This is a genomic window from Bradyrhizobium sp. ARR65 (assembly GCF_000472385.1).
GTDB lineage: Bacteria > Pseudomonadota > Alphaproteobacteria > Rhizobiales > Xanthobacteraceae > Bradyrhizobium.
In genome coordinates this window covers 91,690-115,790 of record NZ_AWZU01000020.1, presented here as the reverse complement: position 1 = coordinate 115,790, position 24,101 = coordinate 91,690, and the positions used below count along the sequence as shown (strand labels likewise).

The following is a 24,101-nucleotide window of genomic DNA, read 5'->3' as shown; positions in this document are numbered from 1 at the left end:
ATTGGCGCGCACAGGACGCCTGCGATAAGAACTCACACGGACAGCCCGCTTGGTGAGCCGAATGCCGCTAGGAAAGTGGGACATCCTGGCCCAACCATTGAGGTCGTAGCTCGGACCGTGCCCTAAAGCCGCGGCTCGCCATGTTCTACCCTCGATCCGCATCTAGTGGGACGAATCGGGTGCGCGCGAGGGGACAAATGAGAATCTGCGGCCGTTCGGCCCTGGGGCCGACTTTCATCTGCATATGCTTTTTGATTTCGGGGATTGTTGCCGGGACTCCGCGCGCCTTCGGACAGACCGCGACTTCGGATCAACCGACTGTTCCGGTACCGGCGCAAGCTGGAGGCGTTCCCGGTCAGAAGACCTCGGCGGCGCCCGATGCGTCGGTCAATACCGGAGCGATCACGCAGGATGTGAACCAGGAACTGGGGCTTGATCTCGATGCCAAGACCGCCGGCTGGCGGCAGCACCTTGACCGTGTGGAGAGCGACCTTCGCCGCCCGCACTTGCGCTATTCGGAACTCAATGCTTATCGCGATGAGTTGCAGCGTATCCGCGGTGAGGTCAAGGACCTGGCGAACCGCGTGCCGACACGGCTCGATGCCAACAAGGCCCAACTCAATCTGTTGGGACCATCGCCTGGGGCGGGCCAGCCTCAGGAGCCGGAGCAGATCGCACACAGTCGCGCCGAGCTGAACTATCGCCTCGGCCTTCTTTCCGCAGCCGAGGCAGCAGCCAAGTCGACAGACCTGCGCATCGATCACCTCTTCAACACGATCGAAGACATCCGGCGGCGGAACTTTGCGTCGATCCTGCTACAGCCAATTCCCGGCGTCTATGCGTATGAAACATGGTCGAGGCTGCCGGACTACATCCCGATAGCCGTCGAGCGCCTCCGCGATCTCGTGGATGGCTGGTGGGAAGGCGTACCAGACAGGCAAGAGCTCGCGCGGATCGGGCTCGAAGCGTCACTGCTGTTCCTCGCGCTATTGTTTGCCCGCTGGCGCGGCGTGCGCAGCTTGCGGCGCTGGCAAGGCGAAGGTGAGCCGCCGTTCTGGCGGCGGGCCTCGTCGGCCGCGGGCGTCGTGCTCCTGCGTGCGTCACCGGTGGCGGTCCCAGTCGTGTTTGCGTACGCCATGCTCGCCGCGGAGCAGCGTTTGCCGGACCGCATCGATTGGCTGTTCTATTTGACGGCCGAAATGGCCGTGATCATCTTCACGGTAGCTGCGCTGGTGACCACCACGCTTGCACCGCGGGCGCGAGCGTGGCGCCTCATTCCCGTGTCCGACGCGGGAGCCACGCGCCTCTGCGGATTGATTATTTTGCTCGCGTTTGTCTACGGCCTGACGACGCTCCTTTACGCGATCACGCGGCTCGTGCAGGCCCCGTTCGCGCTGACGATCGCGGTCGCGTTGCCGTCGAGCCTGCTCGTGGCTGGCCTCGTCATTGCCATTCTTCGCACCCCGCTAAGGAGCGAGAATCCGGCGGCGCCGTCGATGCGCCTATTCCGGACGGTCCGGACGGTAGTGTGGACCATTGTTGCGGCAATCGTTGCCTGCGCGCTTGCAGGTTACCTGCCGCTCGCGCGTTTCTTGGCGCAGCAATTGGTCGTGACCGGATCTATACTCGCTCTGGTCTATTTGCTGCTCCTCTGGGTCGACGGTTTCGCTCAGAGCGTGACCGACGATGACGCGGTTGCCGGCGGCTGGCTCAAACAGCGAGCTCATCTGGAGCGCAGTCGCCGCGAACAGCTCGCACTGCCGGTCAGCCTGCTGTTGAAGCTCGCTGTCCTGGTTTTGTCTGTGCCGTTCATCATGCTGCAGTGGGGCTACACCTGGCCTGACATCGAGGACTGGTACCGGCAGTTGTTTTTCGGTTTCCACATCGGCAATACGCCGGTGACGTTCGGTGCCCTGCTGGCATCCATCATCGTGTTCGGGCTGGGCTATGCCGCGGCCCGCCTCTTCCAGGGCTGGCTCGACGTGCAAGTCTTGCAGCCGGCCGGTATTTCAGGCGGGGTTCGCCACTCGATCCGGACCGGCGTTGGCTATGTCGGCATCCTCATTGCCGCCCTGGCAGCAGTCTCCTACGCGGGCTTCAATCTCTCCAGCCTCGCCATCGTTGCCGGAGCCTTCTCGATCGGCATCGGTTTCGGTTTGCAAAATCTGGTCAATAATTTCGTCTCGGGACTCATCCTGCTGGCCGAGCGACCCATCAGGGTCGGTGACCTCGTGGTCGTCGGGGGTGAGGAAGGCTACGTCCGCAAGATCAGCGTCCGCTCCACTGAAATCGAGACGTTCGACCGTGCCCATGTGCTCATTCCAAACGCGTCCTTCGTATCGGACAAGGTCAAAAACTGGACGCTTCGCAACAGCGTGCGCCGCGTTGCGATCAGCATTGGGACCGCCTACGCCTGCAACCCGCGTCAGGTCAGAGAAGTGCTGCTGAAGGTCGCGCGCAGCAATCCGGACGTCTTGCACACGCCGGAGCCGGTCGTCGATCTCAGGGAGTTCGGGGCGTCAAGCCTCAATTTCATCCTGTACGTCTTCATTGACGACATCGGCAAGACGGTCAGGGTGCGCACCGACCTCTCGATGGCAATCTTCGACGCTTTTGCCGAAGCCGGGATCGAAATTCCCTTCACCCAAACGGACGTCAACATTCGCAATATCGATCGGCTACACGAACTGATCGCTGACTACGCAGCGCAGCAACAAGAGGGAAGCCTGGAGACAGGCCGGAGACGATTTACAAAGGTTCCCGCGGTAGCGGATTAGCTTTACGGTCCAAGCTGGCGGAAATGGCAACATCTGGTTCTCTGCGGCGGCGCGAACGCGAGCTGCGACGTCGCTCATAGCAGCTCAACGTGGATGGCCGAACCCTTCGCCTCGCCGAAGGGGCTTCGGCCCCGCAGGCGGGTCAAGCGCGGCCATGACGATGCGGAAACCTCAGCGCAGAAGTCCGGCGGCGTCAAATGCGATAGCCGTCCCTTGAGCGGGTGACCATCAATTCGCGCGGAAGACGCGCAGAGACGAGATCACGCGGACAGCCGCTTGGCGTTGGCCGCGACGCGCTCGCGATACAGATTGATGATGGCCGCGGGGCCGGCGCCTGCGAGAAACCTTGCGCCTGCTTCGACGGCCGCGAAGATCTTCTCGCTCACCATCAGGCAGGCTTCCTGCCCGATGTCTTCGTCAACATGCGCGAATTTTTCCAGCCGCAGGCGGACGACCTCGCTCGCTTCCCAGGCCCGCATCGCGCCGGCAAACCAGGGAAAGCTGTCATTGGCTCCGGTCAGCACCGCGTGCCGGTCGAGAGCGGAAAAAGAATGCTCGTTCATCATCGCAAGACTCAAATTCTTTGATCGCGAGAAAACGGCATACGCTTCAAATTCTAAGGATCGGGCTGCAGATATCAGGGCATTTATGCATGCGCTGAAACGGCGGGTTAACCAAGCTCTCTCCGCCGCTGCCAGGAGCGATGGTGGTTAGGGCTCCGCCGTTCCGGGTGGTCCGCAGGACCAGACCCGGAATCTCGAGATTTCGGGCTCGATGCGGAGCCTGTCATCCGGCTGCGCCTCGCGCGGACCGGGTGGCATCGCCCCGGAATGACATGCAAACTTGGCGCATACCATTCGTGGAGACGCCCGCCTTGGGTTTCCTGTTCGTCCTCGTTGGAGGGAGGCCTTCTCGCGGGCACGATCCCGGCATTGTCGGCACCGCCTCCTCCATCATGCCAATGCCGGTGCTCGTGTGTTGTGAAACGGGTTGGTTTAGCCCGGGTCGGAATCAGGGCTCCGTCTCAGCGGTGACTGCACGTAACAACGAAGGCAGCGCGGCTGCATTGCCACTCCGTTCCCAACACGGGTTCGGAGATCGGGTGCGGTCGAGCGAAAGCTATGGCACCGGCGCCTAACACGATGACGACTGCGATAGCGATCATACCCGATCTTCGCCGGATGAACCCCATTGGCCTGGCTCCTTTTTTTCCGCCGCGCGATCAATTTTTGGCAGCAGGATGTATCGCTAGAAGCTGATTGTATAATCGGTCGATCTCCCGCGCCTCATTCGGCGTGACATCCTGAAGATGTGATGATCTCAGCTCGTTCTCGGTCGGTTGGTAGTTGCGACCGTTATGTATCGGCCATGGTCCTTTATGAATTGGCGGAGCTGGGTCTGCATACCCGATGTTTGCCAGCAATAACGACGATACAACCAGTCCAGCGCCAAAGATCGTTTTGTTCAACATGGATCGCTCTCATCTACTGCACTTTGCCTTGGGCGAACGTGCGAGAAGGGCAACGACCCTGGTCGCTATCGCCCTTCAGAGATCGATTTGTCGCCGGTTCTAGTCCAACAACACCACGTGAGTGGTTCTTGGCGACTGTGCTGACCTATGTGGTTCGGCCGTTAATCGCCCCAAGCTGTAGCGACTTCACGATCGGTCAATTCGCCGAGATCATGTCGTGATGCCCGACCGCCCCGGAAGATAAGCATCGGCGATCCGTGTGACAGCGGCATGGATGGCATCCTGGTCCATTGAGTACCAGGCGTAGTCCGCCGCTTAGCCGACCCTGCTCGCGGTAGACAGCGCCGGCCACATGCGCTCGCCCCGAGCTCATGAATTGTGTATTTAGGTTTGACGGAGCGTCGAGGGTGATCAAGATTTGTCGCGGTGTAATGCGATGATCGACGAAAAAAAGCTCGAAAAGCGCTTGGTCGCGCTCGAAGCCGCCAAATCCTGGAGTCCGCGCGTCGTCTCGCGGCTGGAGATGCTGCTGCGCTCGGCCACGGACGAGGCACTCTACCGCATCAATCCGATCCAGTTCGCCACAGAGAAATCGATTGCCGAAGTTGAAGGTATCGATCTTTTCCTCCATGCCTGCGTGGCTGGGCTATTCGACATGGACTGGCTGCTCGTTTGTCCGATGTGCTCCGACGTTGTCGAGAGCTTCCGAAGCCTGCGCAAACTGCACACGCATTTCCACTGCCACCTCTGCCAAAGCGATTACGACGCCGCGCTCGACGATTACATCACGGTGACGTTTACGGTTTCGCCTGCCGTGCGCAGCATCCGCTTCCATAAGCCGGATGCGCTTTCGGCCTGGGATTACGTCTTCAACTATAAAATGACGCCGGGCGGCGTAATGCCTGACGGCGTGCCGTGGAGCGAGGCTGCCAAAGGGCTGATGAGGGCGCTCACCCGCATAGAGCCGGGTTCTGCGGCCGATCTTGAGGTTGATGCCGTCGAAGGCGCGCTTCTGGGCCAGGATTTCGAAAGCGACGCCCAATTTCTTTTCCCGGTCGCAAGGGGGGCGGGTGTAACGCCACCACACGTGCCGGTCATACTCGACTGCGGCAAATGCGTGCCCGCCACAGCAAACATCACACCCGGCAAGGTCGTGTTCGAAGTTCGCAACGCTGGCAAGCTGCCAGCGGTATTCGGGATCCTACAGCTTCCCATGGCGACGTTTCAGCGCCCGAAGCTTCACTTCGCGCCATCCTTATCCGGCAAGCGACTGCTGATGACACAGACCTTTCGCGACTTCTTCCGCTCAGAGGTGATCAGCGCGACGGAGGGCATTGCCGTTCTCGACGTCACTCTCGTATTCACCGATCTCAAGGGCTCGACGGCGCTCTACGAGCGGATCGGCGACCTTAACGCCTACATTCAGGTGCAGCGGCACTTCCAGCATCTTCTCGACGCCACCGTTCGGCACAATGGCGCCGTCACCAAGACGATCGGTGACGCCGTGATGGCGGCGTTTTCGACTGCGGCCGATGCGGTGCAGGCGGCGCTTGATATGCGCGAGGCCGTGGACCAGCTAAATCGGGACCGCCCGCAGCGAGATTTCATTCTAAAAATCGGCGTGCATAGGGGAGCCTCGATCGCGGTCACGCTAAACGAGCGGCTCGATTATTTTGGCCAGACGGTGAATATCGCAGCGCGGGTGCAAAACCTTGCCGACGGCGACGAGATTTGTATCACCGAAGAAGTTTACGGCGCGCCGGCTGTGGCGGAAATCATTGCGCCATACCCGGTGGCAAGGAGTGAGGCGCAACTCAAGGGCGTCAGCAAGGCCATGTCGATCTATCATCTAGCCCGAAAGGCATCCTAGGCCGTGAACCCATGAATCCAGAACGCACCGCACTCGATCAAGTCGAGGCAGCGTGAGTTTTACAGGGCATTTGAGAGTCAGGACACTAGCCGGCGCAACTGGCTACGCGATTATCTCTCCTCGACATTCCTTTACTGCCGCGACCGGTCTACCCGAATAGGGTCACGATCACCGGCGGTTTCACTTTGGAAAGAGCTGGCGGCGGCGCCAAATTGTGCGCGGACCCCAGCCCTCAGGACTCGCAGAATGTCTCTTGTTGGCCCAGCCCGACGTGCCCGCTAGAGCCGTTAACGCCCGCTTCTGAGTATAGAATGGAGTCTGACCTCCCGATGCGCTCACGGATATCGCGAATCTCCGAAATCAGGACTTGTTTGATCTAAGGCGCCAGCGTGGCCCTCACGGTCAGTGTCGTTCAAGGGCGTTCCTTGAGCTGATTTGCCCGGCGAGGCGCCGTTCTCAAGAGTCCTGTCAAGCCCGAGGCATCAAAATATTCTTCTTTTCCGAAATTCTGATTTTCAGTATAGTGCGCAGCATCCCGCCTCGACACAAGGGGCGTATCGCGATCGTCACGAAACGTGGGGCGGGATGCGGTGGACGCGGATGTGTCGATGACGAACGCACACGGACGCGGACGGTGAAGTCGTGTGGTCCTGGCGCCCTGATGCAGGTGCTAAGTCGGCGATGATGCTTCGCATCACGCTGGCGACGGCGACAACAAAGCGTGGTCTCACCGGGGAGAGTACGAAGTAAGCCGTAAACTACCGCGCAGGGAAGGCCGGAGTGTTTCCGCCTGTACCTGTGGTCACGCGCCCTTTTGCGCAAGTTTCTTGGCGCGAGGGCCCCGGGTGCGGCGGCCACCCGGTCTTCCCTGCGCCCTCTTGATACGAGAGGGTGACGTTGACGCAAAGCTCGGACGAATCCCGTCGCGAGAACGAGTGGTTATGTGTTCCACCCCGCAACTTTTCGTCCCTCATTGTGAGCGCAATTATGCAATCCTGGTCCGCGCGGTGGCCAGACGGTTCGCTGTTCTTGCAACGACGCGCAAACTGGATCGCTCGATTCGCGGAGACGTCGCCGTGGGCTTCCTGTTCGTCCTTGTTGTCGGCCTTATCGCGGGCACGATCTCCGGCATTGTCGGCACCGGCTCCTCGATCATGCTGATGCCGGTGCTGGTGTATCAATACGGGCCCAAGCAGGCGGTGCCGATCATGGCGATTGCGGCCGTGATGGCGAATTTGTCGCGCATTCTCGCATGGTGGCGCGAGGTCGATTGGCGCGCCTGCCTCGCCTATTCCGCGACCGGGATTCCGGCCGCAGCGCTCGGGGCACGCACCCTGCTCGCCCTGCCCTCCCATGCGGTCGATATCGCAATCGGGCTGTTCCTGATCGCGATGGTGCCGGTGCGGCATTGGCTGGCCCGGCATCACCTCAAAGCGCGGCTCTGGCATCTGGCGATCGGCGGCGCGCTGATCGGCTATCTCACAGGCATCGTCGCTTCGACCGGCCCGTTGAGCGTGCCGCTATTCCTGTTCTACGGCCTGACCAAGGGCGCGTTCCTGGCGACTGAGGCGGCGAGTTCGCTCGGGCTTTATGTCAGCAAGTCGGTGACCTTCCAGCGCTTCGGCGCGCTGACGCCTGATGTCGCAATCAAGGGCCTGATCGCGGGCTCGTCCCTGATGTTCGGCGCCTTCATTGCCAAGCGCTTTGTCCTGAGGCTCGAGCCTGACATATTTCGCCTGGTGATGGACGCGATCATGCTCGCGGCCGGCCTATCCATGCTATGGGATGCCACGCAATCCCCGTGAACGGCGATTCCCTTTCGCATGGCCAAATCGACGCTCTCCTTTGTCTGCCAGAACTGCGGCGCGGCCTATAACCGCTGGCAGGGCAAGTGCGATGCCTGCGGCGAGTGGAATACGCTGGCCGAGGAAGATTCCGCCGCTGTACCGGTTTCGATTCGCTCCAGGCGCAAGGGCCGGACGTTCCAGCTCGAAAGCCTGAGCGGCAAGAGCCAGGATGCCCCCCGCCTCGCTTCCGGCATGGCCGAGCTCGACCGCGTCACCGGCGGCGGCTTTGTGCGCGGGTCGGTGCTGCTGCTTGGCGGCGATCCCGGCATCGGCAAATCGACACTCCTGACACAGGCCACGAGCCTGCTGGCCCGCGCCGGCCATCGCGCGGTCTATATCTCCGGCGAAGAGGCGATCGCGCAGGTGCGGCTGCGCGCGGAGCGGCTTGGCCTGTCCGACGCACCAGTGCAGCTTGCCTCGGAAACCTCGGTCGAGGACATCATCTCGACGCTCTCCGAGGGCGCCGTGCCGCGGCTGATCGTGATCGATTCCATCCAGACCATGTGGACCGACACGGTGGAGTCCGCGCCCGGCACGGTAACGCAGGTCCGTGCCTCGGCGCAGGCGCTGATCCGTTTTGCCAAGAAGACGGGTGCCGCGATCATCTTGGTCGGACACGTCACCAAGGATGGCCAGATCGCCGGCCCCCGCGTGGTCGAGCACATGGTCGACGCGGTGATGTCCTTCGAGGGTGAAGGCTCGCAGCAGTTCCGGATTCTGCGCTCGGTGAAAAACCGGTTCGGTCCGACCGATGAGATCGGCGTGTTCGAGATGACGGGCCTCGGCCTGCGCGAGGTCTCCAATCCCTCCGAACTGTTTCTCTCCGAGCGTGACCTCGGCAGTCCGGGCACGGCGGTGTTTGCCGGCATCGAGGGCACCCGCCCGGTGTTGGTCGAGCTGCAAGCCCTGGTGGCTCCGACCTCGCTTGGTACGCCGCGCCGAGCCGTGGTGGGGTGGGACCCCAGCCGTCTCTCGATGGTGCTGGCAGTGCTGGAGGCCCATTGCGGGGTGAAACTGTCCGGGCATGACGTCTATCTCAATGTCGCGGGCGGGTTGCGCATCCAGGAACCGGCGGCCGACCTCGCGGCCGCGGCTGCCCTGGTGTCCTCGCTCGTGAATGCTCCGCTGCCGACGGATGCGGTCTATTTCGGGGAAGTTTCGCTATCCGGAGCGGTGCGGCCGGTGGCGCAAACCGCGGCCCGGCTCAAGGAAGCCGCCAAGCTCGGCTTCGGCCGGGCAATCCTGCCCGAATCAGCGCGCGGCGAGGCTGGGGGCGATGCCGGGCTTGCGCTGAACAGCGTTGGCGGCTTAAGCACGTTGGTGGCCGAGATCGCCGCACGCGGGAGCCGCAGGCCGCAGCGGGAAACCGCAACGGTTGAGAAAAATGCCACACCGGCAAGATTCCGCCGCCAGGACGGCTAGCCAGACGTGACCTCGGCCGCCCTCGCCGCTATACATCCGCCGCATAAGGCGAACTGAATACGGTGAATGGCGCGTTGCCCGACCTTGCGGGATCAGAGGACTTGCCCTCTAGCCATAAGGCAAGCGATGAGGCGCCGATTCGGAACCATTTTTCGGAACTCCGTCTTTCAGAATTTCTTGGACCTGCGAGCGACCTGACCAGCCGATGCCGATAACGATTCTCGACCTCATCCTGCTCGGCGTGATGCTGATTTCCGGGCTGCTTGCGATGGTTCGCGGCTTCATGCGCGAAATCCTGTCGATCGCGGCCTGGGGCGCCGCCGCGGTGGTAACTCTTTATTCATTCTCAAAGCTGCTGCCGACTGCCAAAACCTACTTCAGCAATGATACGGTCGCCGCGGTCGTCGTGGTGGCCGGCGTCTTCATCGGAACCTTGATCGTCGTTTCCGTGATTACGGTCAGGATCTCCGACATGGTCCTGGACTCCCGGATCGGTGCCCTCGACCGCACATTGGGCTTCCTGTTCGGCTTGGCGCGGGGCCTTCTGATCGTTGTAGTCGCGTTCCTGTTCTTCACCTGGCTGGTGCCGGACAAGCAGCGGCCAGACTGGGTCGCCAACGCCAAGTCTCGCGTTGTTCTGCAGGGGACGGGGGAATGGCTGATGTCACTCTTGCCGGACGACCCCGAGAACACCATTTTAAAACGGTTCAAGAAGAATAAGTCCGAGGAAGAGCAAACCGACGCTGATCCGTCCCCAGGGACCGGCAGCGAGGGCTACACCAAACCTGCGCGCGACAGCCTGAAAAAACTGATCGAGAAACCCGCGGCACACTAACTTGGGCGAGATGAGAGGCGAAATGGACGAGACAGAAGGTTTAGACCAGGACGCCCACCCCGACCGTGACGAAGGCCCGGTCGCGCATCAGCTCCAGGACGACCTCGAAGGCGACACGCTGCGTGAAGAGTGCGGCGTGTTCGGCATTTTTGGGCATCCCTCCGCCGCCGCCATCACCGCACTCGGCCTGCACGCACTGCAGCACCGCGGTCAGGAGGCTGCCGGCATCGTCTCCTTCGACGGCGCCCGGTTCCACAGCGAGCGCCGCCTCGGCCTGGTCGGTGACACCTTCTCCCGACGCGAGGTGATCGAACGTCTGCCCGGCTCGACTGCGGTCGGCCATGTGCGCTACTCGACCACTGGCGCGACCATCCTGCGCAATGTGCAGCCGCTGTTCGCCGAACTGAACGCCGGCGGCTTTGCGGTCGGCCACAATGGCAATCTGACCAACGGCCTGACTTTGCGCCGCGAGCTCGTGCGCGGCGGCACTGTGATGCAATCCACCACAGATACCGAGGTGATCCTGCACCTGGTCGCGCAATCGCGCCGCAGCCGCTTCATCGACCGCTTCATCGAGGCGCTGCGCGCGCTCGAAGGCGCCTATTCGCTGGTGGCGCTGACCAACAAGAAACTGATCGGCGCGCGCGATCCCCTCGGCATTCGCCCGCTCGTGCTGGGCGAGCTCGATGGCTGTCCCATTCTCTGTTCCGAGACCTGTGCCCTCGATATCATCGGCGCGACTTTCGTCCGCGACATCGAGCCGGGCGAGATTATCGTGTTCGACGAGCAGGGATCGCAAAGCCATCGCCCGTTCCCGCCGAAGCCACCGCGGCCCTGCATCTTCGAATACATCTATTTCTCGCGGCCCGATTCCATCGTCCATGGCCGCTCGGTCTACGAGGTCCGCAAGGCTTTCGGCGCGCAGCTCGCCCGCGAGAGCCACGTCGACGTCGACGTAGTGGTGCCGGTTCCGGACTCCGGCGTGCCGGCCGCGGTCGGCTACAGCCAGCATTCTGGCGTTCCGTTCGAGCTCGGCATCATCCGTAATCACTATGTGGGCCGGACCTTCATCCAGCCGACGCAAGCGATCCGCGAATCCGGCGTGAAGATGAAGCATTCCGCCAATCGCGCCGCGATCGAGGGCAAGCGCATCATCCTGATCGACGACTCGCTCGTGCGCGGCACCACCTCGAAAAAGATCGTGCGCATGATGCGCGATGCCGGCGCTCGTGAGGTGCATTTCCGTCTCGCTTCGCCGCCGATCCTCTATCCCGATTATTACGGCATCGATTTGCCCGACCGTGGCGGCCTACTGGCGGCAACCCACACGCTGGAGCAGATGCGCGAAATCATTGGCGCGGACTCCCTGGCTTTCCTGTCAATCGACGGCATGTACCGCGCCATGGGCTATCCGGGACGCGATCCCGCCAATCCCAAATTCGCCGATCACTGCTTTACCGGCGACTACCCGACCCACCTCACCGACCAGGTCCAGGTCGAGCCGACGCCGCGCCAATTGTCGCTCTTGGCGGAAGCAAGCTGAGCTTTTAGATCCGTAGGATGGGCAAAGGCGCTTGCGCGGTGCCCACCACTGTCAGCATTGATGTGCTTGGTGGGCACGGTTGGCTTTGCCCACCCTACACACTTGGATCCGTTCGATACATGACCCAGCCCCTCACCTCCCGTATTGCCCTTGTGACGGGCGCCTCGCGCGGCATCGGCTATGCGACAGCGCGTGCGCTAGCCAAGCGAGGTGCGCACATCGTCGCGGTAGCCCGCACGCAAGGCGGGCTCGAAGAGCTCGATGACGAAATCAGGAAGGACGGCGGCCAGGCGACGCTGGTGCCGCTCAGCCTCACCGATTGCGACGGCATCGCACGCCTTGGCGCGGCGCTGCATGAACGCCACGGCAAGATCGACATTCTCGTCGGCAATGCCGGCATTGCCGGCCCCTCCTCACCGCTTGGGCATGTCGATTTGAAATCGTGGAACGACGTGCTGTCGATCAACGTCACCGCCAACTTCCAGCTCATCCGCTGCATGGAGCCGCTGCTGAAGAAATCCGATGCGGGACGCGCCGTGTTCGTGACCTCAGGCGCGGCCAACAAGGCGACCGCCTATCTCGGTCCATACGCGACCTCCAAGGCCGCGCTGGAAACGCTGGTGCGGGTCTGGGCCAACGAGACCGCAAGCACCAACATCCGCGTCAACCTGTTCAATCCGGGCCCGATCCGCACCCGCATGCGCGCCAGCGTATTTCCGGGCGAAGACCCGATGACGCTGGATACACCCGAACAGGCGGCCGAATTCATCGTGCCGATGTGCGCAGCCGACTGGACCGAGACCGGCAAGTTCTACGACTACAAGACGCGAACGCTGATGAGTTTTCATCCGCCAACCTGAGTCATTGCGCAGCAATTCGGCAATCCCGTGCATTGCGTGAAAATCGCCGATGACGGCCTCGTCTATGTCTACGATCGCATCAACGACCGCATCCAGGTATTCAGGAAAAACGGTACCTTCGTGAAGGAATTCTTCTTCGAGAAGAACGCGCTCGGCAACGGCTCGGTATGGGACATCGCGCTCTGGCCCGACCCGCAGCAGACCTACCTGCTTTCCGCCGATGGCGAGAACAATGAGATCCGCATTATCAGGCGCGACGATGGTACGGTGGTCGGCAGCTTCGGCCGCGGCGGCCGCAATGCCGCACAGTTTCACTGGGTCCATGCCATCGCCGTCGACAAGCTCGGCAACGTCTACACCGCAGAGGTCGACAACGGAAAACGAATCCAGAAGTTCAAGGTGACATCGGACGCGCTGCGTTAACCGAGCGCCGCGTCAAAACGGCTCATCGGGATTGCCGCTTGTCTCAAGATGGAGATAATCGGGAACCGAGGCTGGTGGATAAGGCTCCGCAAGAGAGCCGTCCCGCCTTATAACGTGAGGAGGGAACACATGAGGATGACGCTCCCGCGGCGCGCTGCCGCGCTCATTGCCTTTGCTGGAGTTGGTTTTGCTGGGTTTGGCCTCGCCACGTCGGCATGCGCGGATGACAAGAACGTCAAGATCGGCGTGCTCAACGACATGTCGAGCCTCTATGCCGATATCGGCGGCCCCAATTCGGTGGCCGCGATCAAGATGGCAGTCGAGGATTCCGGGCTGCCCGCCAAGGGCTGGAACATCGACGTCTTAAGCGGCGACCACCAGAACAAGCCCGACGTCGGCGTCAACATCACGCGGTCATGGATCGACAATGACAAGGTCGACGCCATCGCCGATACGCCGAACTCGGGCGTGGCGCTGGCCGTGAGCAATGTCGTGCGCGAGAAGAACGCGATCCTGCTCAACTCGGGCGCGGCGACCGCCGACCTCACCGGCAAGGCCTGCTCGCCGAACACGATCTCGTACACCTACGACACCTACATGCTCGCCAACGGCACCGGCAAGGCGCTGACCAAAGCGGGCGGCGATAGCTGGTTCTTCCTGACCGCCGACTACGCGTTCGGCCAAGCACTCGAGCGCGACACATCGGCGGTCGTCACAGCCAATGGCGGCAAGGTGCTCGGCGGTGTCAGGCATCCGCTCAACACCTCGGATTTCTCCTCCTTCCTACTGCAGGCGCAGTCGTCGAAAGCGAAGGTGATCGGTCTGGCCAATGCCGGTGGCGACACTACCAATGCGATCAAGCAGGCATCCGAATTCGGCATCGTGTCGGGCGGCCAGAAAATCGCGGCGCTCCTGCTCTTCATCAACGACGTGCATGCGCTGGGTTTGAAGACCGCACAGGGCCTCACTTTCACCGAATCCTTCTATTGGGACCTCAACGACAAGACGCGCGAATGGTCCAAGCGATTCCAGAAGGTTTCGCCGAAGGGCACGATGCCGTCGATGACGGTGGCGGGAAACTACGCGGCCGTGCTGCACTACCTGAAGGCGCTGGAAGCGCTGGGCGGCAATCCGCATGATGGCGCCAAGGTCGTTACCAAGATGAAGGAGATCCCGACCGACGATCCCCTGTTCGGCAAGGGGCCGCTCCGCGCCGACGGCCGCCGCATCATTCCGGCTTATCTGTTCGAGGTGAAGAAGCCGGAAGAGTCGAAATATCCGTGGGACTATTACAAGCTGGTCGCGACCATCTCGCCGGAGGACGCCGCCAAGCCGCTGGAAGCGAGCGAGTGCCCGCTGGTGAAGAAGTGACTGCCTAGCAGTCTTTCCGGGATGGTCCGAAGGACCAGACCCGGAATCTCACCCAGCCAACCGAAACTGCACCTCCGGCGCGCGGTCGTTCATGACAACCGCTTGCGCTTATGCGCGAAGGGGTTGGCCTTCTCGCGTAGGGTGATCCGCACCGGCGTGCCCGGCAAGCCGAACACCGCGCGCAGGGAGTTGGTAAGGTAGCGCAAGTAAGACTGCGGCACCGCATCCGCGCGCGAGCAGAACAGCACAAAGCTCGGCGGCCGCGCCTTGGTCTGGGTGATGTAGTTGAGCTTTAGCCGGCGGCCGGAGACCGCGGGCGGCGGATTGGCCTGGATGGCCTGTTCGAACCAGCGATTGAGCGCCGAAGTCGGCACGCGCTTGTTCCAGATCGCATAGGCCTGCACGATGGCCTCCATCAGCCGGTCGATGCCCTCCCCGGTCAGGCCGGAGACTGCCACGACCGGCGCTCCTGCGACTTGTGGCAGCCAGTGATCGGCGTCGGCGCGGAGCTGCGCAATCTTTCCGCCCTTGCCCTCCATCAGGTCCCATTTGCTGACGGCGATCACGATCGCGCGGCCCTCACGCTCGATCAGGTCGGCGATGCGCAGATCCTGCTCCTCGAAGCGATGCTGCGCATCCATCATCAGCACCACCACTTCGGCAAAGCGCACTGCGCGCAGCGCGTCCGCCACCGACAGCTTCTCCAGCTTCTCCTCGATGCGCGAGCGACGCCGCAGGCCGGCGGTGTCGAACACGCGAAACAGCCGGCCTTCCCAGTCGATCTCGACCGCAACGGAATCGCGCGTGGTTCCGGCCTCGGCACTGGTCAGCAAGCGTTCCTCGCCGATAAGCTGGTTGATCAGCGTGGATTTGCCAGCGTTGGGACGGCCGACGATGGCGACACGGATCGGACGGGTCGATGCCTCGGCCTCCATTTCCTCGGTGCCGGCTTCAGCCTCCTCGGCCTGCTCGGGCAGCAACTCGCGCAACGCCTCGTAGAGATCGCCAAGCCCCTCGCCATGCTCGGCCGAGATCTGGATCGGATCGCCGAGCCCCAGCGCATAGGCCTCCAGGGCGCCGGCCTCGCCGTGCCTGCCCTCGCTCTTGTTGGCGAGCAGCAGCACCGGCTTGTTTGCCTTTCGCGCGAAATCGGCAAAGGCGCGATCGGCGGGCGTCAGCCCGACGCGAGCGTCGATCACGAACATCAGCGCATCCGAAAGCTTGATGGCCGTCTCGGTCTGTTCCTGCATCCGCGCCGTCAGCGAGCCCTTCGGCCCTTCATCGAGGCCGGCCGTGTCGATGATGGTGAAGGCGAGATCGCCGAGCTTTGCCTCGCCTTCGCGGCGGTCGCGCGTCACGCCGGGTTCGTCATCGACCAGCGCCAGCTTTTGTCCAACGAGACGGTTGAACAAGGTGGATTTTCCGACGTTCGGCCGGCCGATAATGGCGATCGTAAAAGCCATGGATGATCCAAGCGCCGATGCGGAGGCGCGATCTCAATTTAGCGACGAAGATAGACTAGCGCGTAAAGCTGCCGCTCGGCAGCGGCGCAGGGAATGGCGTCGGCGATTGCTGTGCGGATTGCGCCGGCTGTGTCGACTGGGCGGGCTGCGACGCCTCTCCGGACTGGGCGGCGGCCGATTCGTCCGCCGGCGTCGTGGTGCGCTTGCGGTGGGCGACCTTCTTGCCCTTGGGAGGCGGCGTTGCGGCAGCGGGCTCTTCGGTTGCCTGAGCTTCGCCGTCAGGCTCTGCCGCTGCGGTCCCGGCCGCTGCCTGCTTGCTCCTCTTGGCCTTGGCCTGCTTGGATTTCGTCCCCGGCTGGTTCTGGGGCGGCGGCTGATCAGCCGGCGGCTGCGCGGCGCCCGCCGCAGCTTGAGCGGCCTCCTCCTGCTGCTGCTTCTCGACCTCGCCCTTGTACAATTCCTTCGGGACGCCCTGCTCCAGGCCAGGCACGCCATCAGGAAACACCGGCTTGCGGTCGCCGGGCAGCTTCTTCTTGGTATCGAGCCAGTCCAGCAAGTCGGTCGGATCCCAGCCGCCGATCCCGCTCGAGCAGCCGCCGAGCACGCCGGTGAGCGCGACGAGCATGGTGGCTGCGATCAGACGTTGCGAGCGGCGCATGGTCGGTCTCTTGATCAAGCCTTGGGTCCCGCAAACTTAGCTTTTGGCCACCGGCGGCAGCAGCGCCTGCAGCGCTTGCGCGCGCGAGCGCAAGCCGGGCGGCGTATCGCCGTCGAGCGCAATCATGTCCAGCCATTGCCGGGTCGCCGCACTGTCGTTGGCGCGCCAGGCCGACAGCGCGAGCAACTCGCGCGCGCTATGGCGGAAGGTGGCGCCCGGCGCGGTATCGGCCTCGAGCCGTTGCTTCATCTCGGAATAGCTCGCGCTGTCCACCAGCAGTCCGCCGGCGCGAATACGGGCGAGCGCCTGCAACTCAGCCCCGACGCTGCCGTCGGCGGCGACCTCGTCGAACATCTTGGCTGCAGCCTTGGGATCACGGCTCGCCTCCTCGGCGGCGGCCCGGAACCGCGCCAGGGTGCGGTAGCCGCCCGGAGCCTTGGCCGCGAGGTCGGCAAAGGCGGCTTCCGCCTCGGTGTGCTTGCCTTGCTCGGAAAGCTCGATCGCCTTATTGAAGGCCTCACCGGCCTCGGCCGCCTTCTTGGCCTCGAAATATTGATAACCGCGCCAGCCGCCGACCGCGGCGATGATCAAAAGCGCCACGCCAATGATGAGAATCGAATATTTGTCCCACAGCCTCTTGAGCTGCTCGCGACGGACTTCCTCGTCGACTTCATCAAATAATTCAGACACTTAGTGCTTTCCCATCGCCGCCGCGCCTTGGCCGAGCGGCATGTTGGGCCTAAACGCCCATCCCCCGCGGACAGCCGCGCGATAGCCCATCGATATGGCGCTGGCAAGGCAAAGTAGGAAGGGGTCAAAGCCTTATGACACGCCAGAGGTGGCCCCACTCCTCCTCCCCATCTAGACCTGCTCCAGCATCTCACGCAACTGGCGTTTCAGCACCTTGCCGTTCGCGTTGCGCGGCAACGGATCCAGCGTCAGCACCACGGTTTCCGGCACCTTGTAGTCGGAAAGCCGCTCGGCGCACCAGCTTCGCACGGCCTCGGCCGAGACCTCGCCGCGGGTCACGATAACGGCGTGGACGCGCTCGCCGAGCACGGGGCATGGCTTTGCAATCACGGCACTCTCGACCACGCCGGGGTGGCCGGCGAGCACGGACTCGACTTCGGCCGAAAACACCTTCAATCCGCCGCGGTTGATCATGTCCTTCCGCCGATCGAACACCCGCACGAAATTGTCCGCATCGATCGAGCCGAGATCGCCGGAGTGCCAGAAGCCGCCCGTAAAACTTTCCGCCGTGGCCTGCAGGTTGTTCCAATAGCCCTTGATCACGGAAGCGCCGTGGATCCAGATTTCGCCGATCTCGCCCCGCGGCAATTCGCGGCCCATCTCGTCCATGACCACAACCGTCGCCCCCGGACACGGCAGGCCGACACTGTCGATATGACGCGCGGTCAATTCGCCCGGCATGATGGTTGTCGGCGAGGTCGTCTCCGTGGCGCCATAGCAGTTCACCAGCTTCAGGCCCGGGATTTTGACGGCGAGCCGCTCGATCGTCGCAACCGGCATCGGTGCGCCGCCAAAGCCGCCGATGCGCCAGGCGGAGAGGTCGTAAGCGTCGAAATCGGGCTGCAGCAGGCAAAGATTGTACATCGCCGGTACCATCACCGTGTAGGTGATACGCTCGCGCGCGGCGATCTTGAGATATTCGGCGGCCTTGAACTCGGCGACGATGATCAGCGTCCCCGCGCAGGCCACCATGGTCATGATGTTGGCGACCACGCCGGTGACATGGGCGAGCGGAACGGCGGCGATCGAACGGTCGGCCGCAGCCAGTCCCAGGCAATTCACGAAGATCATCGCGGAATGGATGATGTTGCAATGGGCAAGCATCGCGCCCTTCGGACGCCCCGTCGTACCTGACGTGTAGAGGATCATCGCGGTGTCTTCTTCGCCGACATCCACAGTCGCCGAAAGCGGCGGGTGATCGAGAAGCCCCGAAAATTGCGAGAGCAGCGTGTCATCATCGACGGCGATGCGACGCGCGAGCTGGGGTACATCGTGCGCGTCGGGCAGGCGATCCGAAAGCGCAGCCTCGTAAACCAAGAACTTTGCGCCGCAATCGTTGAGCACATAGGCGATTTCCGACTTCTGCTGACGCGTACCGAGCAAAACCGTGATCAGGCCGAGCCGGGCGGCTGCGAACAGCAGCAGCGGAAATTCGATCCGGTTGCCAAGCAGAAGCGCGATGCGGTCTCCTTGCTCCAGCCCCTGCCGCTGCAAGCCCGTTGCAATCTGCGCAGAGCGCGCTACGGCCTCGCGCCAGGTCAGGCGGATCTGACCGCAAACCAAAGCCTCTCCGTCCGGGTTTTTCGCGGCGGCATCCAGCACCATCTGCCAGATGCTCCGCGGCCGCTCACGGAAAGCGGGCACCAGGCGATCGCCGAAACGCGCCTCAAGCTGCATGGGTGCTATCGAATGCTGCGACCAATCCATTTGCCCGCCCTAGCTCTTCTTTTTCATCTCATAGACGTGCTCCGGCCCCGGGAACGCGCGTGTGCGGACATCGCGGGCATAGCTTTCGATTGCCGCTTCGATTTCGGGTCCGAGATTGCCGTAGCGGCGGACGAATTTCGGCGCGCGCGGCGAGAGACCCAGCATGTCCTCCAGCACCAGGACCTGGCCGTCGCAGGCGGCGCTGGCGCCGATGCCGATGGTTGGAATGGGGATGTCCCGCGTGATCTTGCGCGCCAGCGGCTCGGCCACGGCCTCGATCACCACCGAAAACGCGCCGGCATCCGCAACAGCCCGCGCATCGTTTTCGATTGTCCCCCAACCCGCCTCCTCGCGGCCTTGGGCGCGAAACGAGCCGAGCGTATTGATCGATTGCGGCGTCAACCCGATGTGGCCCATGACCGGGATGCCGCGCTCGGTGAGAAATGCAATCGTCTCCGCCATTCGCACCCCGCCCTCGAGCTTCACGGCGCCGCAACCGGTTTCTTTCAGGATGCGCGCCGCGGAATGAAACGCCTGCTCTTTCGATGCCTCATAAGAGCCGAAGGGCATGTCGACCACAACCAACGCGGCGGCCGAACCCCGCATGACCGCGCTGCCCTGCAGGATCATCATGTCGAGCGTCACCGGCACGGTGGTCTCGAAGCCGTGCATCACGTTCCCTAGGGAATCACCGACCAGGATCACGTCGCAATGGCGATCGACCAGCGCCGCGGTGTGAGCGTGATAGGAGGTGAGCATCACGATCGGCTCGCCCCCTTTGCGGGAGCGGATGTCCGGCGCGGTCTTGCGCCTGATGGACGACTGCACAGACATGGCTGAACTCCAGTTAACTTCCGACCACGGGAACGCCGATCACCACCGGATGGAAGGCGAAGGCGAGCGCGAGGTAGGCGACAAAGCCGACCGCGACGGCGATCAGGTCGTTGGTGACGCCACCCACCGGGATCGGCGGCGCGCCTGGATCCGTCCGGCGTTTGAGCGATATCCGGTCGTATACGCCCCAGGCCAGGAACGAGCCGAACAAGATGATTCCGCCGAGATCGCCATTGGCCAGCAAATGGCCGAACGCCCATAATTTCACGCCCGCGAGCATCGGATGCTTCAGCTTCGCATAGATGCGTCCGCGAATGTAAGAAGCGACGACCAGGATCACGGCCGGCAGCATCAGCGCAACGTTGAGATGCTTCAGCGCCGTCGGCGGATTCCAAATCTGGATCCATTCCGTCGCACGGTAATGCGCAAAGCCCCACACGATCAACGCGAGCCCCGCCAGCGACACCAACGAATAGGCGATTTTGTAGGGCCCCTCGCCGATCGCGGCAATCAGCCGTGCGCGCGCCGAGCGCTGCGCGGTCAGGACATGGGCGCCCAGGAGCAGCACCAGGCCCAGGATCATCACCGACAGTCCCACGACACACCTCCCTTTGCTTGGCGCGGATCATTTAACGCTCGAGTCGTAGTACGCGAAAAAGGCCGCCGCATCTTCAACCGTCATAAGCGGGCTTGACCCGCGTATCCAACGCCCGCGCCAGCGGACAAGGGATGCATTTGAAGACGATGGATTGCCGGGTCAAGCCCGGCAATGACGAGTTTGCGTTTCCTGCCCCGCGGAATGACAGACAGCATCACCTGTTTTCGGATGACGACCTGCCGAGATCGCGATTATCGACGTAGCGGATCATGATCGGCCGGCCGGCGAGCGCGCCGCCCAAGCCGCTGGTGAATTTCAGCGGCAGGCACGCGTCGAGCGAGTCGTTGATCGCTTTCAAATAGGTCGCGCGGGCGTCTGCGGAGCTGCCGGCAGTGGCGAAGGTTATGCGCGGCGGCCCGATCAGCTCGCCGGATTTCTTGAAGGAAAAGCGCACCGACATCTGCATGCCCTCGTGCGCCTGATCCGGCGGCGGCGGCAACCAGCAGGAGCGCAACTCCGAAAAGAGATCGCCGATCGTGTTCAGGTCGTGATCGGGCCGCTGATATTTCGCCTCATCCTCCTTCGGCGGCACGGTCTGAACCGTCACCTGCAGGTTTTCGCCGTAGGGATAGTCGATTTCGGGGATGCACGGCCCGTGATGGAGCGCGCTGCAGAACTGTGGCGTGCAAGGCCTGTTGTCCAGCACGCTGCAAGGCGAATGCGAGAACGGGATCGGGTTGATGTGGTGATAATTCCGCGCCCCAGCCGGGCCGGCGAACAAGATCGCGGCGGCAAGCGTCAGAGAGATGGCGATGCGCTGCAGCATGCAAAAGCACTTTCGAAGATGGATGCAAGTTCCCTACAGATGTTGGCGCGAGCTCGGGCATCAAGCCCGCTCTCTTCACATCCGCGTTCGAAAGGAGGCCAGCGGGTCCGCGCGAAGCGCGGCCCGATGACAGGCTCCGTGGCCGTCTCGAAGGGCGACGGCCGGGACGATGCAGCGGGGCCGTTCACCGTTCGAGGCTCGCTTTCGCGAGCACCTCAGGATGAAGGATGCGCTTGAGCACGCTTGGTATTCTGATCCAATTTTCAAACACCAGAGGGATGTGCGTCCGCATTCCCGCGGCGGGTTTCGCCCGAGTTGTTCGCAACGATCACCCTCCGGAAAACAAGGAGGGCGCAGGGAAGACCGGGTGACCGCATGCACCCGGGGCCCCCGCGCGAAAATAATTGCGCGAGGCGCGTTGACCACAGGTACAGGCGGAAACACTCCGGCCTTCCCTGCGCAGTGGCTTACGGCTTACTCCGTGCTCTCCCCGGTGAGCCAGACTTTGTTGTCACCGTCGCCTTGCGATCTCTGCGCTTCTTCATCCGGTTTGACTCCACGCGACATCTCACAAGACTTAGCGCCAGCCTCGGGGCGCCAGGACCACACGGCTTCGCCGTCCGCGAACGCCTTCCCCAAGTCATCCGACATGTTTATCGCGCCACCTGTCGAAGCTCGCTGAAGGCGGGCCGAGCGCCGCTCGTCCTGCGCGCCGTTCAATCGCTCACGGCAAGGCCGCCCTGCGAAAGCTTGCGCGCGCGACGCCCTCGCGTCCACCGCACCCTGCCCAACGTCCGTGACGACCGCGATACGTCCCCTCTGACGGGCCGGGATACCGAGGATATTCATCAATTTCGGAAAAAACGAAAGAGAAATATTTTTACCCGGAGGACTGGACCACCCAAATCAGCTTGAATTGGCACGGCAATTTCCCTCAAACGCGCACGAGACCTTTGCAGGTCTTTTGTTCGCCCGAGCAAAGCCAGTCTCCGGAAATCAGCCTCACCTGCCCGACGGGCGAATCGGTTTGCGCGCTCGCCGCTGTGACCGCGCGCGTCCCCACCTGCGCAGGCGCTGCGAGCGACGAGCACTTGGGTCGCAGTTCTGCGCGGCGATCTTGCAGGGCGGCGGGGTCACCGGGGAGTATAATCTAATTCAGCGCTTGATTAGGAAGAGATCTCTTCCTATTCTATCGTGCATGGACACATCAATCGCACATCCTGCGGTGCCCCGCGGTCCCGGCCGGCCTCGCGAGTTCGATCTCGATGAAGCTTTGGACAAGGCGATCAGCACCTTCAGCGAGAATGGTTATCACGCCACCTCGCTCGGCAAGCTGACGGCGGCGATGGAGATCGCGGAAGGCAGCCTCTACAAGGCCTTCCGTGACAAGCGCGGCGTCTTCCTGGCCGCGTTCGAGCGCTACGTCATGCTGCGCAGCGAGCGGCTGGCGCAGGAGCTGGCAGGCGCACGCACCGGGCGCGACAAAGTCAGGGCCATTCTCGCGGTCTATGCGGAATACAGCCACGGCAAGGTCGGCAAGCGCGGCTGCCTTGTCGTGGGCAGCGCGGTCGATCTCGCAAGCTCCGATCCGGAAATGGCCAAGCGCGTGGCCGCTCTGCTTGCCAGCCACGAAAGGCGCCTCGTCGAGTTCGTCCGGGAAGGACGGGAAGATGGCTCCATCTCCTCGCATGTCGACGCCGCCGTGACCGCCCGCCTTCTGCTCTGCGTGGTGCAGGGGATGCGCGTCCTCGGCAAGACCGGCCGCTCTCGGGAGGAGATGGCGAGCCTGGTCGATGCCGCGCTGAAACTGCTCGATTGAGCATCTGCCAAATTTGGAAGCGATCACTTTCTATATGAGACCACTCATGCCCCTACATCCCGAGTTCGCCATGACGCATGACATCGTTCAAACCTCCGCCGCAGACACGTTGCCGCTTTTCGACCCTGCGACTTTCTGGGCGCAGTTCCGCCATGGTACCGTCGGGGTCAATGGCGTGCGGCTGCATTTCGTGGAAGGCGGCAGCGGCGCGCCGATCCTGCTGCTGCCCGGGTGGCCACAGAGCTGGTACGCGTGGCGCCATGTGATGCCGCTGCTCGCCTCCGCCGGACACCGCGTGATTGCCCTCGACCCGCGCGGGATGGGCGATTCCGACCGGCCCGCCTCGGGTTACGAGATGCGTACCGTGGCTACCGAGGTTCACGGCTTCGTCGAGGCGTTGGGGCTGACAGCGAACGGACCCATCGATGTCGTCGGCCACGATATCGGCACCTGGATCGGCTATGCCTATGCGGCCGAATGGCCTGATGACGTCAAGCGGCTTGCCGTGTTCGACGCGGCACTGCCCGGCATCACTCCACCGCCCTCCGGCATCCCTTCGGCAGAGGCGAATGTGAAGACCTGGCACTTCGCGTTTAACCGGCTCGACGATCTACCCGAGATCCTGCTTCAGGGACGTGAGCGGGAATTCCTGACCTGGCTGTTCCGCGCAAAGGCGGTGCGAGCCCACACGATCACGCCGGCCGATCTCGATGAATATGCGCGGGTCAATGCCTCCCCCGGCGCGACGCGCGCGGCGCTGTCCTATTATCGGCACAAGCTCAGTGCAGAGGGGCTCGCGCAGAGCCGTGCTCGTGCCGAGCGCAAGCTTGCCATGCCGGTGTTGGCGTTCGGCGCGGAGACCGGCGTCGGCGCAGCGCTTATCGATACGATGCATCTCGTCGCGACCGATGTGCGCGGCGGCGTGTTCATTGGCTGCGGGCATTACATGCCGGAAGAAGCGCCCCGCGCCGTCGCCGAGCAAGTGATCAGATTCATGGGCGCGTGACGGAGCAGCATTCGCCGATCG

The 24,101-nt window shown here is 62.9% G+C and carries 18 protein-coding genes and 1 pseudogene; 11 read left to right on the top strand and 8 right to left on the bottom strand.

The genetic code is table 11. The features are described 5' to 3' along the window. The first annotated feature begins 197 nt into the window (after positions 1-197). On the top strand, positions 198-2,777 hold the full coding sequence (locus tag F758_RS0122050; RefSeq protein ID WP_024509918.1) for a mechanosensitive ion channel family protein: 2,580 nt from the start codon (positions 198-200) through the stop codon (positions 2,775-2,777). A gap of 260 nt (positions 2,778-3,037) precedes the next feature. Here the strand turns inward: F758_RS0122050 and F758_RS0122045 are convergent, their stop codons facing one another. After that, the gene (locus F758_RS0122045) at positions 3,038-3,343 is read right to left on the bottom strand and encodes a hypothetical protein (protein WP_024509917.1); all 306 of its coding nucleotides are present in this window, start codon (positions 3,341-3,343) and stop codon (positions 3,038-3,040) included. Between the two features lie 1,428 nt (positions 3,344-4,771). Here F758_RS0122045 and F758_RS0122040 point away from each other — a divergent pair. From F758_RS0122040 to F758_RS0122005, 8 genes and pseudogenes are all read left to right on the top strand, one after another. Beyond that, positions 4,772-6,118, top strand: a complete 1,347-nt coding sequence (locus tag F758_RS0122040) for an adenylate/guanylate cyclase domain-containing protein (RefSeq protein ID WP_245286549.1) — start codon at positions 4,772-4,774, stop codon at positions 6,116-6,118. A 1,076-nt stretch (positions 6,119-7,194) separates the two neighbouring features. Beyond that, on the top strand, positions 7,195-7,923 hold the full coding sequence (locus F758_RS0122035; protein WP_024509915.1) for a sulfite exporter TauE/SafE family protein: 729 nt from the start codon (positions 7,195-7,197) through the stop codon (positions 7,921-7,923). Between the two features lie 18 nt (positions 7,924-7,941). After that, on the top strand, positions 7,942-9,387 hold the full coding sequence (radA, locus tag F758_RS0122030) for a DNA repair protein RadA (protein WP_024509914.1): 1,446 nt from the start codon (positions 7,942-7,944) through the stop codon (positions 9,385-9,387). 205 nt (positions 9,388-9,592) lie between these two features. Continuing rightward, a complete protein-coding gene (locus F758_RS0122025) occupies positions 9,593-10,222 on the top strand; it encodes a CvpA family protein (RefSeq protein ID WP_024509913.1) in 630 nt (209 codons plus the stop codon). Between the two features lie 22 nt (positions 10,223-10,244). After that, entirely contained in the window at positions 10,245-11,765 is a 1,521-nt protein-coding gene (purF, locus tag F758_RS0122020; RefSeq protein WP_157450098.1) for an amidophosphoribosyltransferase, read from the top strand. A gap of 119 nt (positions 11,766-11,884) precedes the next feature. Then, positions 11,885-12,625 (top strand): SDR family NAD(P)-dependent oxidoreductase, encoded by a 741-nt coding sequence (locus F758_RS0122015; RefSeq protein WP_024509911.1) that lies wholly within the window; start codon positions 11,885-11,887, stop codon positions 12,623-12,625. Between the two features lie 3 nt (positions 12,626-12,628). Continuing rightward, a pseudogene (locus tag F758_RS0122010) lies at positions 12,629-13,048 on the top strand (NHL repeat-containing protein); the annotation flags it as partial. A 129-nt stretch (positions 13,049-13,177) separates the two neighbouring features. Then, positions 13,178-14,419, top strand: coding sequence for an ABC transporter substrate-binding protein (locus F758_RS0122005; protein ID WP_024509909.1), 1,242 nt, complete (start codon positions 13,178-13,180; stop codon positions 14,417-14,419). Between the two features lie 89 nt (positions 14,420-14,508). On the opposite strand, the gene der is transcribed toward F758_RS0122005, so the two are convergent. From der to F758_RS0121970, 7 genes are all read right to left on the bottom strand, one after another. Next, positions 14,509-15,882, bottom strand: a complete 1,374-nt coding sequence (der, locus tag F758_RS0122000) for a ribosome biogenesis GTPase Der (protein ID WP_024509908.1) — start codon at positions 15,880-15,882, stop codon at positions 14,509-14,511. Positions 15,883-15,937: 55 nt separating this feature from the next. Beyond that, on the bottom strand, positions 15,938-16,540 hold the full coding sequence (locus F758_RS0121995) for a hypothetical protein (protein ID WP_024509907.1): 603 nt from the start codon (positions 16,538-16,540) through the stop codon (positions 15,938-15,940). A 36-nt stretch (positions 16,541-16,576) separates the two neighbouring features. Further along, a complete protein-coding gene (locus tag F758_RS0121990; RefSeq protein ID WP_024509906.1) occupies positions 16,577-17,230 on the bottom strand; it encodes a tetratricopeptide repeat protein in 654 nt (217 codons plus the stop codon). A gap of 171 nt (positions 17,231-17,401) precedes the next feature. Further along, complete coding sequence (locus F758_RS0121985) at positions 17,402-18,997, bottom strand: class I adenylate-forming enzyme family protein (protein ID WP_024509905.1); 1,596 nt, start codon at positions 18,995-18,997, stop codon at positions 17,402-17,404. A gap of 9 nt (positions 18,998-19,006) precedes the next feature. Continuing rightward, entirely contained in the window at positions 19,007-19,831 is an 825-nt protein-coding gene (gene panB, locus F758_RS0121980; protein ID WP_024509904.1) for a 3-methyl-2-oxobutanoate hydroxymethyltransferase, read from the bottom strand. A 13-nt stretch (positions 19,832-19,844) separates the two neighbouring features. Then, complete coding sequence (locus F758_RS0121975; RefSeq protein WP_024509903.1) at positions 19,845-20,429, bottom strand: NnrU family protein; 585 nt, start codon at positions 20,427-20,429, stop codon at positions 19,845-19,847. 214 nt (positions 20,430-20,643) lie between these two features. Continuing rightward, on the bottom strand, positions 20,644-21,255 hold the full coding sequence (locus F758_RS0121970; RefSeq protein ID WP_024509902.1) for a UCP034077 family protein: 612 nt from the start codon (positions 21,253-21,255) through the stop codon (positions 20,644-20,646). Between the two features lie 1,198 nt (positions 21,256-22,453). On the opposite strand from F758_RS0121970, the gene F758_RS0121960 reads away from it, so the two are divergent. Both F758_RS0121960 and F758_RS0121955 read left to right on the top strand, forming a co-directional pair. Next, positions 22,454-23,074: a TetR/AcrR family transcriptional regulator gene (locus tag F758_RS0121960; RefSeq protein WP_024509900.1), complete on the top strand. Its 621-nt coding sequence runs from the start codon at positions 22,454-22,456 to the stop codon at positions 23,072-23,074. A gap of 46 nt (positions 23,075-23,120) precedes the next feature. Further along, positions 23,121-24,080: an alpha/beta fold hydrolase gene (locus tag F758_RS0121955; protein ID WP_245286548.1), complete on the top strand. Its 960-nt coding sequence runs from the start codon at positions 23,121-23,123 to the stop codon at positions 24,078-24,080. Positions 24,081-24,101 lie beyond the last annotated feature (21 nt).

Excerpts from the sequence above, each read along its gene's own strand:
- F758_RS0122005 (WP_024509909.1), top strand. The coding sequence starts at position 13,178 with ATGAGGATGACGCTCCCGCGGCGCGCTGCCGCGCTCATTGCCTTTGCT.
- F758_RS0122045 (WP_024509917.1), bottom strand. The coding sequence starts at position 3,343 with ATGATGAACGAGCATTCTTTTTCCGCTCTCGACCGGCACGCGGTGCTG.
- F758_RS0122025 (WP_024509913.1), top strand. The coding sequence starts at position 9,593 with ATGCCGATAACGATTCTCGACCTCATCCTGCTCGGCGTGATGCTGATT.
- F758_RS0122040 (WP_245286549.1), top strand. The coding sequence starts at position 4,772 with ATGCTGCTGCGCTCGGCCACGGACGAGGCACTCTACCGCATCAATCCG.
- panB (WP_024509904.1), bottom strand. The coding sequence starts at position 19,831 with ATGTCTGTGCAGTCGTCCATCAGGCGCAAGACCGCGCCGGACATCCGC.
- F758_RS0122050 (WP_024509918.1), top strand. The coding sequence starts at position 198 with ATGAGAATCTGCGGCCGTTCGGCCCTGGGGCCGACTTTCATCTGCATA.
- F758_RS0121960 (WP_024509900.1), top strand. The coding sequence starts at position 22,454 with ATGGACACATCAATCGCACATCCTGCGGTGCCCCGCGGTCCCGGCCGG.
- purF (WP_157450098.1), top strand. The coding sequence starts at position 10,245 with ATGGACGAGACAGAAGGTTTAGACCAGGACGCCCACCCCGACCGTGAC.
- F758_RS0121970 (WP_024509902.1), bottom strand. The coding sequence starts at position 21,255 with ATGCTGCAGCGCATCGCCATCTCTCTGACGCTTGCCGCCGCGATCTTG.
- F758_RS0121955 (WP_245286548.1), top strand. The coding sequence starts at position 23,121 with ATGCCCCTACATCCCGAGTTCGCCATGACGCATGACATCGTTCAAACC.
- F758_RS0121985 (WP_024509905.1), bottom strand. The coding sequence starts at position 18,997 with ATGGATTGGTCGCAGCATTCGATAGCACCCATGCAGCTTGAGGCGCGT.
- radA (WP_024509914.1), top strand. The coding sequence starts at position 7,942 with ATGGCCAAATCGACGCTCTCCTTTGTCTGCCAGAACTGCGGCGCGGCC.
- der (WP_024509908.1), bottom strand. The coding sequence starts at position 15,882 with ATGGCTTTTACGATCGCCATTATCGGCCGGCCGAACGTCGGAAAATCC.
- F758_RS0122015 (WP_024509911.1), top strand. The coding sequence starts at position 11,885 with ATGACCCAGCCCCTCACCTCCCGTATTGCCCTTGTGACGGGCGCCTCG.
- F758_RS0121995 (WP_024509907.1), bottom strand. The coding sequence starts at position 16,540 with ATGCGCCGCTCGCAACGTCTGATCGCAGCCACCATGCTCGTCGCGCTC.